The organism is Senegalimassilia faecalis (genome assembly GCF_004135645.1).
Classification (GTDB): domain Bacteria; phylum Actinomycetota; class Coriobacteriia; order Coriobacteriales; family Eggerthellaceae; genus Senegalimassilia; species Senegalimassilia faecalis.
This window is the reverse complement of record NZ_SDPW01000001.1, coordinates 1,633,575-1,647,189: the sequence shown is the minus strand read 5'-3', so window position 1 is coordinate 1,647,189 and position 13,615 is coordinate 1,633,575. Positions and strand designations below refer to the sequence as shown.

At 63.0% G+C, this 13,615-nt stretch carries 10 protein-coding genes; 5 read left to right on the top strand and 5 right to left on the bottom strand.

Features of this window, described 5'->3' with window-relative positions:
- Positions 1–59 precede the first annotated feature (59 nt).
- From ET524_RS06965 to ET524_RS06945, 5 genes are all read left to right on the top strand, one after another.
- Positions 60–1,841, top strand: a complete 1,782-nt coding sequence (locus ET524_RS06965) for a hypothetical protein (RefSeq protein WP_129424423.1) — start codon at positions 60–62, stop codon at positions 1,839–1,841.
- Positions 1,838–3,316, top strand: coding sequence for an ATP-binding protein (locus tag ET524_RS06960; protein ID WP_129424421.1), 1,479 nt, complete (start codon positions 1,838–1,840; stop codon positions 3,314–3,316). Before ET524_RS06965 ends, ET524_RS06960 begins: the two co-directional genes overlap by 4 nt.
- Positions 3,313–3,948, top strand: coding sequence for a response regulator transcription factor (locus tag ET524_RS06955; protein WP_129424419.1), 636 nt, complete (start codon positions 3,313–3,315; stop codon positions 3,946–3,948). The genes ET524_RS06960 and ET524_RS06955 overlap by 4 nt, the downstream gene beginning before the upstream one ends.
- A 215-nt stretch (positions 3,949–4,163) precedes the next feature.
- Positions 4,164–4,934 (top strand): DUF4428 domain-containing protein, encoded by a 771-nt coding sequence (locus tag ET524_RS06950; RefSeq protein WP_129424417.1) that lies wholly within the window; start codon positions 4,164–4,166, stop codon positions 4,932–4,934.
- Between the two features lie 40 nt (positions 4,935–4,974).
- Positions 4,975–5,775 (top strand): hypothetical protein, encoded by an 801-nt coding sequence (locus tag ET524_RS06945; protein ID WP_129424415.1) that lies wholly within the window; start codon positions 4,975–4,977, stop codon positions 5,773–5,775.
- Between the two features lie 396 nt (positions 5,776–6,171).
- Here ET524_RS06945 and ppdK read toward each other — a convergent pair whose 3' ends face one another.
- The 5 genes from ppdK to lepB all read right to left on the bottom strand — a co-directional run bounded on the left by ppdK (position 6,172) and on the right by lepB (position 13,612).
- Positions 6,172–8,898, bottom strand: a complete 2,727-nt coding sequence (gene ppdK, locus ET524_RS06940) for a pyruvate, phosphate dikinase (protein WP_129424413.1) — start codon at positions 8,896–8,898, stop codon at positions 6,172–6,174.
- Between the two features lie 52 nt (positions 8,899–8,950).
- Complete coding sequence (locus ET524_RS06935; protein ID WP_129424411.1) at positions 8,951–9,841, bottom strand: pyruvate, water dikinase regulatory protein; 891 nt, start codon at positions 9,839–9,841, stop codon at positions 8,951–8,953.
- Between the two features lie 93 nt (positions 9,842–9,934).
- The gene (glyS, locus tag ET524_RS06930; protein WP_129424408.1) at positions 9,935–12,022 is read right to left on the bottom strand and encodes a glycine--tRNA ligase subunit beta; all 2,088 of its coding nucleotides are present in this window, start codon (positions 12,020–12,022) and stop codon (positions 9,935–9,937) included.
- Between the two features lie 3 nt (positions 12,023–12,025).
- Positions 12,026–12,988 carry a glycine--tRNA ligase subunit alpha gene (glyQ, locus tag ET524_RS06925; protein WP_129424406.1) on the bottom strand — a complete coding sequence of 321 codons (963 nt, stop codon included), beginning with the start codon at positions 12,986–12,988 and terminating at the stop codon, positions 12,026–12,028.
- Positions 12,989–13,045: 57 nt separating this feature from the next.
- Complete coding sequence (lepB, locus tag ET524_RS06920; protein WP_129424404.1) at positions 13,046–13,612, bottom strand: signal peptidase I; 567 nt, start codon at positions 13,610–13,612, stop codon at positions 13,046–13,048.
- Positions 13,613–13,615: the final 3 nt, after the last annotated feature.

Below are 13,615 nucleotides of genomic sequence, written 5' to 3'. Positions count from 1 at the left end.
AGGCCGCGTGTCCCAGACAAACGCGCGAAGTTGGGACATGCGGCCAAAACAATGAGACGATGCTCAACTATACTGGCATCATGAAACGCCCGGCCAACATATCCAAGCGCACGGTGCTCGCCATTGCCGCGGCCCTTGCGGCCGCGTTCGCCCTTTTGCTGTGTGCCATGCAGGCGTCGGACGCGCTGCCCGCCCCCGAGCCAAACCCCTTTTCAAGCCGCCGTTCGTCATCGAATTACATGATTGCGCTCGGGCCGCTAGCCGCCGCGTGGGGCTTTAGCGCCTACCTGCGCTGCCCCGATGCGAAAATAGCGCGCAACCTGGTAAGCGTGGCCGGGCTTATCGTGCTGTGGATGCTTGCCGTGCTGGTGAAGTTCCACCTTGATAACGACCTTGTCGAATCGCTTTTGTGGTACTGCTACTACATTCCCATGACGGTCATTCCCCTTCTTTGCCTCGATTGCGCGCTGCGTGCCGCCGCGCTTGACGACAAGCCCGCCACACGCCGCGCAATGCGCGTTTTCGCAGGCATAACGGCGGCGCTCATTGCACTGGTGCTCACCAACAACCTGCACCACGGCGTGTTCGTGTTCGACTTCGCCGATGCAAGCTGGTCGGGCAGCTACCGCTATGCGCCTGGCTACTATCTCGTCGTCGGCTGGCAAGTGCTGCTGTACCTCGCGTTCTTCGCCACGCTTTTCCTTGCGGCGCGCATGCAACTCAAAATCGCGCTCGTTCCCCTTGCCGTGATCGCCGGCGTAGGGACCACGCTCAACGCGCTGTATGCGCTGCGCATCATCGCCATGGTTTCGCTGAACTTCTCGCTGATGTACTGCGTTTTGGTGATAGTCGCGCTGGAGATTGCGCTCGACGTGAAGCTGTTCCCCTCATACTTATGGTACGAAAATGCGTTTCGCAAGCTGCCTTTCGACCTGAAGATTCTTGACGAAGAAAGCAACACCGTCTTCCAAACCGAGCAAGCTTGCCCGCAAACGAACGAAGCCGCGCGCGTTGTGCAGCGCTCGGATACGCTGCCGGCCGAATCGTGGGCGTTTCGCACAACCGGCGTTGCGCACACGCTGTTCAAGGTGTACCCCGTCAGCGGAGGCCGCGCGCTGCTTGCGCAAGACGTTTCCGACATAGATGCGCGGCGCGCAACGCTTGAGGAGCAGCAAGCGCAGCTGCGGCGCAGCAACAGCGCGCTTGAGCGGGAAGCCGCGGTGCAGCGCGAGGCGTGGCGGCTGCGCAACGAGCGCGAGCTGATGGCGGACGTTGAAGACGCCCTGAAGGACCAGAGCCTGCGCATCAAGCAGCTGGTCGACGGCCTGCCCGCCGAAAACACCCCGCACGCCAAAACCAAACGCAACGAAATGCTGACGGAAGCAAAGCTGCTGGTTGCCTATTGCAAGCGCAAAGGCGCCTTGGTGGTGTCCGAGAAAAGCGATCCCGAGTTCGACCGCGACCGCTTGCAGCTGGTGTTTAACGAAACCGCCTCCGACCTGCGCTCCATCGGCGTGGATTGCGCCGCGTTCGTGCAGACCGAGCACGCGCTTGACGCCTGCGTGGTAAGCGTCCTGTACGACTGCCTGTACGATCTTGCCGCAGCGGCAAGCGCCGCCGACGACGCCGTTCTTATGCTGAACGTTCACGAACACGAAGACAACGCCGAGCTACGCGCCATGCTCACAAGTAGCGCCATCGAAAGCGCGCACATGGTCGAAACGCTGGCCAAGCTGCGCGCGAACCTTGCCAAACGCAACACGACGCATCGCTTCGAGCAAGATGGTGAAAGCGTATGCATCTTCGTGCGCGTCCCCATTCCGCGAAAGGACGTGCCATGAACTTCCTTTCGACCTCGGCAAACGCCGTGCTTGTTGCGCTTATCGCCGCCTTCTTCCTGCTTGCCTCGGGGCAGGCCCTGCACGCGGCCTTCCTAGTCACACGCCGCAAGCCGGGCAAACCGCCCCTGGCCGCCATAACCTACGAAGCGTTTCTCGCGGGCCACCTTGCATTGGCGTGCTGCGTTGCGTGCGAGGCTTCCACGAACCACGGCGACATGCTCATTCGACTTCGAACCCTCACCATGGCCATCGAGCCGATCCTGTGGGTAAGCCTAGGAATCGCCTGCCTGGGGGCGGCGCTTGCCATTGTCTACCGCAAGCCGGCCATGACGTTCGAGGTCGCGCTTCTTGTGCTTTGCACGCCGCCCGTCATCAGCGCGCTTGGCCCTGGCGCGATCTACCTGCTTATCGCCGACGCGGCGTTCTTCGTGTTCCGCGTCAGCGCATCGTTGCTGCTTGACATACGCCACCTGGTATGTTCAGTCTCGAAGCTTTCCCTTATCGATGCGCTCGACAAGCTTCCCGAAGGCATCATCTGGACGAACGAGAAGCACTGCATCCTGTACATGAACGACGTCATGCGCACGCGTCTTATCGCGCTGGGGTTCGCCACCGATCTTTCCGACACCAGCAAGCTGTGGGCCGAACTCGAAGGCCTCGCAAAGCTGCAGAACATGCCGCACTCGCGCGACGAGGCTCGCATCGAGCTTCCCGGGAGACAGATGGTGCAGTTCAAACGCGAAACCGTGAACCTGCGTGCAACCACTTGCCGCCTTTTGATGGCCACCGACGTCACCGAGGAAGAATCGATCAACACCGGCATACAGCGCACGAACAGCCTGCTTGAAGCTGCGAACCGCGAGCTGCGCGACTCGCTTGACCACGTGCAGGAAGTGGCAAGAAACGAGGCCATCGTTGCCATGAAAGCGCGCATCCACGACACGATCGGGCAGCGGCTGTCCATTCTGCACCGCTTTCTAGAAGCGCCCGACCCCACGCCCGAAGCGCTTGCCGAGGTAGCGCGGCTGACGCGCGGCATCATCGACGACCTTGACGACGCCGCGGAACCCGACAGCACGGCGCAGCTTGAGGCCATCGTGCAGGCGTTCGCCCTTTCCGGCGTTTCCGTGCAGGTTCAAGGCGCGCTGCCCAAGGCGTCCGAAAAGGCCGAGGCGCTGGTGCACATCGTTCGCGAAGCAACCACCAATGCCGTCAAGCACGCGCAGGCGCGTCGCATCGAGGTGCACCTGTTCGCCAGCGATGAGCCTTTAGCCATGCGCATCGCCAATGACGGGCGGGGCGCCACCTGCGCCATAACCCCTGGCAGCGGGATACCCGGCATGCGGCAGGCCGCTCAGCACGCCGGCTTGGAATTCCGCGTTGCGTCGTTTGACCCCTTCACCATAGAAATAGCCCGCCTATCAGCCGAAAGCGGCGCGGAGCCTTACGGAGCCGGCCGAAAGGAGCAACCATGATCAAGCTTGCCATCGTTGAAGACCAAGCCATGCTGCGCGAGTCGCTTGCCTGCGCCATCGGCGCGCAAAGCGACATCGACGTGGTGGCCTCGCTTGGCGATGCCGCCTTGGCGCTTGAGGCCGTCGAGACATCTGGCGCCACGTGCGCGTTGCTTGACGTGTGCACCGAGAACGATTCCAGCGGCATCGTCGCGGCGCGCAAGATCAAGGCCGCGCGGCCCGACGTGAAGGTCATCATCATGACGGGCATGCCCGAAATCACGTTCATCGAGCAAGCGCGCAACGCCGGCGTGGACAGCTTCGTGTACAAAAACGTAGGAACCGCCGAGCTTTTGAGCATCATTCGCTCCACCATGGACGGCTACTCCACGTTCCCCTTGGCGCAGCAGAGCATCTTTTCCGACGCCGCCCAGCTTACCGACACGGAATTGGCGATTTTGCGCCTGGTGTGCGAAACGAAAACGCGCAAGGAAATTGCCGCCGAGCTTTATCTCAGCGAAGGCACCGTGAAGCGCCACATTTCCGAGATCCTTGCGAAAACGGGCTACGACAACATCCTGAGACTTGCCGTGCATGCCGTTTCAACAGGCCTTATCGTGCCCAGCATGACGAAGGGGTCGCAAGAGGAGTAGGCTTGCCGCCCCGCTGCAATTGGCACCTCGCCCCATAGGCTTCCCGCCCCGCCGCAACAGGCTTTCCCGCTCCGCCGTCCCAGTCTATAAGCCGCAAGTCCTAAGCCCGCAGCCAAAACTTGGCCGCAGGGCGCTTCTGCGCCGCGCCGCCCTGCGGCATCATGAACTCACGCACAGACGATGCGCGCAGGCATCCGGCGCGAAGGAGGCATGACATGGGACTATTCGGAAAAATGTTCGAGAAGAAGACCTGCGATATCTGCGGCGGCGAGATTGGCCTTTTGGGAAACCGTAAGCTTGACGACGGCAACCTGTGCAAGGACTGCGCAGCGAAGCTGTCGCCGTGGTTCAGCGACCGCCGGAGCTCAAGCGTCAGCCAGATTCGCGACCAACTGGCGTGGCGTGAGCAAAACGCCGACCGCGTGGCAGCATTCAACCCTACGCGCACGCTGGGTTTCGGCACGAAAGTGCTGCTCGACGAAGACGCGGGGCGCTTCCTGGTTGCCACGAACAAGCAGTGGCGCAACACCAATCCCGACGTGCTGGACTTCTCCCAAGTAACCGGCTGCGACACCGAGATCCGCGAAACGAAAACGGAGCTGCACTGGACCGATTCCGACGGCGAGGAGCACGACTACGAGCCCCCACGTTACGACATCGACTACGACGTGTACCTCACCATCCACGTAAATCTTCCCTATTACGAAAGCATCACGTTCAGGGTGAACGACTACCGCATCGAGCATCGCAATTCCATTGAATACCGCGAGGCCGATCGCATTGCGCAGGAAATCCGCTCGGCGCTGTGCGATGCGCGCGCAGCGGCGCGCGAGGCTGGTGCTGCAGCCGTCGTCGCGCCTGATGCCACCGCGCCCGTTGCCGCCGCCGCGCCCACGGCAACGCGAACGTGCCCCTTGTGCGGCGCCACCACCACGCCCGATGCCTCGGGACGCTGCGAATACTGCGGCGGCACCGTGGGAGCGTAAATCTGCCACAGGAAGTAAACGAGTTAGAAAGGAAGAGACCATGAAGACCACGAGAATCATCGCCTTAACGGCCACGCTGCTGCTTGCATTCTGCCTTGCACTGGTAGGCTGCGCGCAAACCGATTACACCAAGAATTTCTCCGGCGACTGGAAGCTGGCAAGCGTCACCAGCGACGGAGAGACCACAAACGAAGACGACCTGGCAATGCTTGAAGCCTTCGGCATGACCGTGGGGCTGACCCTCAACGATGACGGAACGTTGAAGTTCACGATGCTCGGCGAAACCATCGAAGGCACCTGGAAGGCGAAAAGCGCCACGGAAGCCGAGATGACCATCGAAGGCAGCACCGTAGTTGCAAAGCTGGCAGACGAGAAGCTGTCGATGGAAGCCGACGGCGAAGCCATGGTATTCGTGCGCGGCACGGCCAGCACCAGCGCCGATGCAAGCTCGGCAGCAGCGTCCAGCGCCAGCAGCATCTCCGATGATACCGAAGAGCCCATGAACAAGACGATTATCGACGACGACCTAATCACCGTCACCATCACGGCGAAGTTCCAGGACTGGACCGGAGCCGTGGGCTACAAATTCACGGCCGTCAACAAAAGCGACCAGGACCTCAGCCTCACCTACCTGACCGACAGCTTCTCGGTGAACAGCAAGATGGTCGATCCGTACCTGTTCACGTCCCTGAACGTGGGAACGAGCGCCGACGACAGGCTTGAGTTCGACGAGGCCGACGTGGCAAGCATCGACGACCTTGTGAACGTCAAGGGCACGCTTGAGCTGTGCGACAAAAACACCTACGACGAGATTCGCCAATATCCCATTACGCTCTCGTAGCGAACAACAACAAAGCGCCGCAGACGCAACGGGGGCCGGTGAAAACCGGCCCCCGTTTTTGGGGCAAAGGGACTGTCCCTTTGCCCCAAAGTGTCGCTTTGAAAATGCGTGACGCGCCTACGGCGCTGCTTTGGCTGGGTTGAGCTTTCGCTCAATCCTACGAAAATCGGGTTGAACCCCTTATCGACCTGCGATGTTGTAAGTGTTCGCGCCTCACTCGTAGCGTCGAGCGAAAGCTCGACACCTATTAGATAGCGCCGAAGGCGTGTCACTCTTTTATCAGCGCGGCCGCAATGCAGGCCGCCGTCAGCAACGCACCATGCACCCCCCCATACCAAAAAGGGAGCCCCCGCGGGGGCTCCCTTCGCATTCCATATGCCGTAGGGCTTTTGCGGGCTATTCTGCCTGCTTGGCCTCGATGGCTGCCTGGCCGGCGGCCAGACGCGCCAGCGGCACGCGGTACGGGCTGCAGGACACGTAGTCCAGGCCGATGTTGTGGAACGTGTGGATGGAGTCCGGGTCGCCGCCGTGCTCGCCGCACACGCCACAGGTGAGGTTCGGGTTGCCCTGGTGGCCCAGCTCAACGCCCATCTTCACCAGCTTGGCAACGCCGGGGTCAACCGTGGCGAACGGGTTGTAGGGCAGCAGGCGCTCCTTGAGGTACTGCGGGATGAACTCGGCCTCGACGTCGTCGCGGCTGAAGCCGAACGTCGTCTGCGTGAGGTCGTTCGTGCCGAAGGAGAAGAAGTCGGCCTTCGTGGCAATCTCGTCGGCGGTGACGGCCGCGCGCGGCAGCTCGATCATGGTGCCGATTTCGATGTTCAGCTCGACGCCCTGCTCAGCGGCCACTTCCGCGATGGTCTGCTCGGCAACTTCGCGCAGCTTGGCCAGCTCGGGAACCACGGACACCAGCGGAATCATGATCTCGGGCTTCGGATCGAGGCCTTCCTTCTTCAGCTTGGCAGCAGCCGTGGCGATGGCGCGCACCTGCATGACGGGCAGGATGGGATACACGATGCCCAGGCGGCAGCCGCGCAGACCCAGCATCGGGTTGGCCTCGGCCATGGCGTCGATCTGCTCCATGAGGGCGCGCTTCTCGGCGATGACGCCCTTGTCGCCGCCGGTAGCCTCCAGGCGCGCGATCTCCACGTCAAGCGCACGCGGGCTCTCCAGGAACTCGTGCAGCGGCGGGTCGAGCAGGCGGACGATAACCGGCAGGCCGTCCATGGCCTTGAACATGCCGTAGAAGTCGCCCGTCTGAGCCTCGAACAACTGGTCGACGGCCTTCTGGCGGATGTCCTCGTCCTCGTTCAGGATGAACGTCTGGATGATCTGCTTGCGGTCGCCCAGGAACATGTGCTCCGTACGGCACAGGCCGATGCCCTGCGCACCGAAGTCGCGGGACAGCTGAGCATCCTCGGGGTTGTCGGCGTTCGCGCGCACGCCCAAGGTGCGGAACTCGTCGGCCCACTCCAGGATGGTGTCCAGGTCGCCGGTAAGCTCGGGAAGCACCAGGTCAACAGCGCCGAGCACCACGATGCCGGTCGTGCCGTCCAGCGAAATCATGTCGCCTTCCTTGATGACCACATCGGTGCCGGTGACGGCCGCCTGCTTCTTCTCGGCGTCGATCTTCAGCGCCTCGACGCCGCACACGCACGGCGCGCCCATACCGCGGGCGATAACGGCCGCGTGGGACGTCTTGCCGCCATGGCTGGTCAGGATGCCCTCGGCGGCAATCATGCCGGCCAGGTCGTCGGGCGTGGTTTCCCAACGCACGAGCACGCACTTGCGGCCGGCCTCGGCGGCGGCCACGGCGTCGGCAGCGGAGAACACGGCCTCGCCCACGGCAGCGCCCGGGGAGGCGTTCAGGCCGCGCGCGAGCACGTCGTACTCGGCGTTCTTGTCGAACTGCGGGTGCAGCAGCTGGTCGAGCTGCTCGGGCTCGACGCGCATGACGGCCTCTTCCTTCGTGATGAGGCCTTCCTTCTCCATCTCGATGGCGATGTGCAGCGCGGCGGCGGCGGTACGCTTGCCGACGCGGGTCTGCAGCATGTACAGCTTGCCCTGCTCGATGGTGAACTCGATGTCGCACATGTCGCGGAAGTGGTTCTCCAGCACCACGAAGATCTCTTCGAGCTGCTGGCCGGCTTCCTCGAGGCCCTCGACGTGCTTCAGATCAGCGATGGGGCTGGTATTGCGGATGCCGGCGACGACGTCTTCGCCCTGGGCGTTGACCAGGTAGTCGCCGTAGAATTCCTTCTCGCCGTTAGCGGGGTTGCGCGTGAACGCAACGCCGGTGGCGGAGGTGTTGCCCTTGTTGCCGAAGACCATGCACTGCACGTTGACGGCGGTGCCCAGGTCATCGGAGATCTTGTTCTTCTTGCGGTACAGCGTGGCACGCGGGTTGTTCCAGCTGCCGAACACGGCCTCGATGGCCAGCTTCAGCTGCACCATGGGATCCTGCGGGAAGGCCACCACGCCGTCGACGACGAGGCTGGGGTATTCCACGCCCGAGACGTTCTCGGAGAAGATCTGCTTGAACTCGACCACGAGCTGCTGCAGGTCCTCAGCCGTGAGGTCGGTGTCGGAAGCGACGCCGCGCGCATTCTTCATGGCCGTGATGGCGTTCTCGAACAGGTCGCCATCAAGACCCATGACGACGTTGGAGAACATCTGGATGAAGCGGCGGTAGGAGTCCCATGCGAAACGGGGGTTTTCCGTCTGTTTGATAAGGCCGTGGATGGACTGGTCGTTCAGGCCCAGGTTCAAAACCGTGTCCATCATGCCGGGCATGGACATGGGGGCGCCGGAACGGACGGAAACCAGCAGCGGGTCTTCCGCGTCGCCGATTTTCTTGCCGATGCGCTTTTCCAGGTCCAGACGATACTCGTGAATGGTGTCGAGCGCGCCTTCAGGCCACGTGTTGTCGGCGTTCGCATACTCCATGCACGTCTGGCACGAGATGGTGAACCCCGGAGGCACCGGCAGACCGATGTTGGCCATCTCGGCAAGGTTGGCGCCCTTGCCGCCCAGGATGGCTTTCATGTTCGTGTTGCCTTCCGTGACGTTGTTGCCCTCGGCGTCTTTGCCGAATGCGTAAACCCGCTTGACTTCTGCAGTCACTTTTCTAACTCCTAACCTAAGGTCGTCCTTGGTTTTTACCGGACTTGTGAAATCAGGACTCCTTAACTATATCAGCACCTGCGGGGTGCACCCGTTCGTAGTACCGCAAAATCTCTTGAGCGGTTTCTTCAACGGCGCGATTTTCGGTGTGAACGACGATTGCGCCGAGTTTTCGCATGAGCGCGCGGGCCTTGTCGAGGTCCTCGTAAACGTATTCGGGGTCGGCATATTTTGATGCCACGACAGCAGCATTTCCCAGGCGGCGCTGGCGAATTCCGATGAGCACCTCAGGCGTTGTCATCAGGCCGAACAGGCGCGTGCGGTCCACTTCGAACACCTCTTTCGGCGGTTCGGTGGACGGGTCGAGCGGAATGTTGGAAACCTTGTAGCCCTGCTGCGCCAAATAGATGCTCGTGGGCGTTTTCGATGAGCGCGACACGCCTAGAAGCACGATGTCGGCCTGCGTCATCTCCTGCGGGTTGCGGCCGTCGTCGTGGGCGATGGTGAACTCGATGGCCTCGATGCGGCGGAAGTAGTGCTGGTCGGCCACGTGCAGGCCGCCGGGGCGCTTGCTGGGCACCTGGCCCGAGAGCTTCGCGATGGAGCCGATGGCCTCGGTGAGCAGGTCGACGGCCGTGACGCTGGGCTTCGTGGCGGCGTATTCGGTAAGCGCGTGGCGCAGGTCGCCGTCGACAAGCGTGTAGAAGATGAGCACGCGCGCGTCGCCGCGGCTGGCGTGCAGCGCCGTGTGCTCGTTGATCCAGGTGCGGATCTGTTCGGCGGAGCGCACGTGGGACAGCACCTCGATGTTGGGGTTCGTCTCTCCGAACTGGGCGGCCGCGGCGCGTGCCATAGCTTGGGCCGTCAGGCCCACCGAGTCGCTGATGACGTGGATCGTCGGCAGCGACGTTGTGTTCTCGTGCACGATGAACTCCTCTTGCATGAAGCATGCCTCCTTGCGAAGACGCCTGATGGATACGAAAAAGGGCGGCCGGCCCCCATGGCCGCCGCCCTTCAAAGTTTACACGCTTGCGCGCTATTTCGACTTCGCCATCTTGCCGAAGTCCGCCACGTTGGCGAACACGGCCACGAAGCGGTTGAGCAGGCGCAGGCGGTTGTCGCGCAGCGCCGGGTCCTCGTCCATGACCATGACGTCGGCGAAGAAGCCGTCGATGGGCGCGCGCAGGGCCGCCAGCTCGGAAAGCGCGGCAGCGAAGCTGTCGGCCTCAAGCGCGGCGGCAACGGTACCTTCCGCCTGGGCCACAGCCGCGGCCAGCGGGCGCTCCGGCTCGGTGAGCAGGCCTTCGTCCACGGCGCTGCCCAGCTCGGGCTTGCGCAGGTTGTTCGCGCGCGCATAGGCCGTGGCCAGGTTGTCGAACGTCTCGGCGTCGTTGGCGCGGGCGTCCTCAAGCGCATGGGCGCGCTGGCCGATGACAGCCGGCTCCTCAACGCCTGCGGCAAGCACGGCGTCGATGGTGTCGGCCTCCACGCCGGCGTCGCGCAGCATGACCTTCGTACGCGTGACGAAGAAGTCGACGACCTCGGCGCGCACGGCGGCGGCGTCGAACTGGACGCCCTGCTCGGCGAACGCCGCCAGCGAGCAGTCGATAGCCGCTGCCAGCGAAATGCTCACGCCCGCCTCCAGCATGTTCACGATGCCGATGGCGCTGCGGCGCAGCGCGAACGGGTCGGACGAGCCCGTGGGGCCCTGGCCCACGCTGAACAGGCCGCAGATGGTGTCAAGTTTGTCGGCCAAGGCCACCAGCTTGCCCACCGTGGTTTCCGGCAGCTCATCGCCGGCGAAGCGCGGCTGGTAGTGCTGCCCGATGGCCTGCGCCACCTGCGGCGTTTCGCCGGAAGCGGCGGCATAGTAGCTGCCCATGACGCCCTGGACGGATGTGAACTCGATGACAGCGTTCGTGACCAGGTCGGCCTTGCACAGCTGCGCGGCGCGCACCAGGTCGGCGGCGTCGGCCTCGGACAGCTGCGCGTCGGCGGCAAGCGCGCCGGCCAGCTTCACCAGGCGCTCGGCCTTCTGCTTCACCGTGCCCAGCGACTCCTGGAACACCACCTTGTCCAGCTTGTTCACGTAGAACTCCAGCGGGTGCTTCAGGTCTTCCTCGTAGAAGAACTTCGCGTCGTCTAGGCGGGCGCGCACAACGCGCTCGTTGCCGTCGATGATGGTGGCGGCGCACTCCGGGTTGCCGTTCGACACGATGATGAACTTGTTCGTCAGCTTGTGGTCGGCGTCGTACAGCGGGAAGTAGCGCTGGTGCATGAGCATGGCGTCGACGATGATCTCTTCCGGCACCTGCAGGAATTCCTCGTCGAACGTGGACACGAGCGGTTGCGGATACTCGGACAGGTTCACCACCTCAAGCAGCGTTTTCGCCGGCAACTCGGCCGTGAAGCCCGTTTCGGCCTCGATGGCGGCCACGCCTTCGCGGATGATGCGCTCGCGCTCGGACTGCGTGGGGATGACGTAGGCGGCGCGCACCACGTCAAGCAGGTTCGCGGCCGTGTCCACCGTGTGCGCCCCGGGGGCAAGCACGCGATGGCCGAACGTGACGTTGCCGGACGTGGCGCCGGCGAAGCTGACGGGCAGCACGACGTCGTCGAGCATGGCCACGATCCAGCGCACGGGGCGCACAAAGTACTCGCTGTAGGCAGCCCAGCGCTGCGAGCGCGGCCACTTGATGGCCGTGATGAAGCCGGCCAAGATGTCGGGCAGAAGGTCGGCCACAGGCGTTGCCGGGATGTTCTTGGTGGCGAATACGTATTCGACGCCCTTGACCTCGCGGCGCTCAAGGTTTTCGGGCATAAGGCCCTTGCCGCGCGCGAAGCCGATGGCGGCCTTCGTGGGGTTGCCGTCGGCGTCGAACGCGATCTTCGCCGCGGGGCCCTTGTATTCTTCCACCAGCGCCTCGGTTGCGTCGGCCACGCCATAGGCCATGACGATCAGACGGCGCGGGCTGGAGTGGATCTCCACGGAATCGAACGGGATGCGCGCATCGGTAAACGCAGCGGGCACCATCTTCTCAAGCTGCTTGTTCGCCGAATCAAGGTCGAACGCGGGAATTTCCTCGACGCCGATTTCGAACGCGAGCGTGTGCTTTTCGGCCATGGGTTACTCCCCCTTCTTCTCATCGGCGGGCGCGCAATCGCTCTCGCCTTCGCCGACGACGTTGGCGATATACGATGCGCAGCATTCCTTCACCATGGAGCGCACGCGCAGGATGTAGGCCATGCGCTCGGTGGCGGAGATGACGCCGCGCGCGTCAAGCAGGTTGAACGTGTGGCAGCACTTCAGCACCCAGTCATACGCCGGCAGCGGCAGGTTGTGTTCCAGGCACAGCCCCGCCTCGCGCTCGTACTGGTTGAACGCTTCGAACAGGAAATCGGTGTTGCCCACCTCGAAGTTGTACGTGGAGAATTCGCGCTCGTTTTCCAGGTACACGTCGCCGTACGTGAACTCCACGCCGTCGTCGCCGCGCGCCCAGATGATGTCGTAGACGCTGTCGACGCCCTGGATGTACATGGTCAAACGCTCAAGGCCGTACGCGATTTCCACGGGCACGGGCGAGCACTCGAAGCCGCCCACCTGCTGGAAATACGTGAACTGCGTGACCTCCATGCCGTTGAGCCACACTTCCCAGCCAAGGCCCCAGGCGCCCAGCGTCGGGCTTTCCCAGTCGTCCTCGACGAAGCGCACGTCGTGCTTGTCGGGGTCGATGCCGATGGCGCGCAGGCTGCCCAGGTACAGGTCCTGGATGTTGTCGGGGCTCGGCTTCATGAGCACCTGGAACTGGTAGTAGTACTGCAGGCGGTTGGGGTTTTCGCCGTAGCGGCCGTCGGTGGGACGGCGGCAACCCTGCACGTAGCACGTGCGCCACGTGTCGGGGCCCAAGGAGCGCAGCGTGGTGGCGGTGTGGTTCGTGCCCGCGCCCACGGCGCCGTCGTACGGCTGCAAAACAACGCAGCCCTGGCTGGCCCAGTAATGCTGCAGGTTCATGACGATGTCCTGGAACGTAGGCGGCTGGTTTGCGCCTGCGCCCTGCCCCGCGTTCGCGGCGAAGGTTTCGGTTGACATGGTTCTCCTTGTCCTTTTCCGTGTTCCCTTACTTGCCTTGTGTCTGCACGTTTGCGGCTATTCGAGCACGCCGAATTCCGAAACGGGCCAATATACCAGCACGCCCCTGCCCGTGACCGAGCTTGTGGGGACCGCGCCGAAGTATCTGGAATCTTGCGAGTTCGTGCGATTGTCGCCCATCACCCAGATGTGGCCTTGCGGCACCGTGTAGGGGAAGGTGATGGAGCTGTTGGAAAGCGGCAGCGTGGGCTTGCCGTGCGTGTAGGTTTCCGATTGGGCTACGCCATCGATGTACAGAATGCCGTCGCCGGTGATGTTGATGGTTTGCCCTGCCGTGGCGATGCAACGCTTGATAAGCGTGCGACCAGGGATTTCAGGGTCGGTGAACGTGACGATGTCGCCCGGTTCGGGGTCGCGGAAGTAGTAGCTGACCTTTTCGGCGAACACCATGTCGCCGGTCATGATAGTTTCCTCCATGGAGCCCGAGGGGATTTCGTAGGCCGTGAACACGAACGTGCGCAGCGCCCAGGAAAGCCCCAGGACGAAGGCGACCATGACAACGATGCTGAAGAAGGTTCTAAGAATGCCGCCGTGCGAGTCGGTGGCGTGTTGACCTGCGCTCATGAA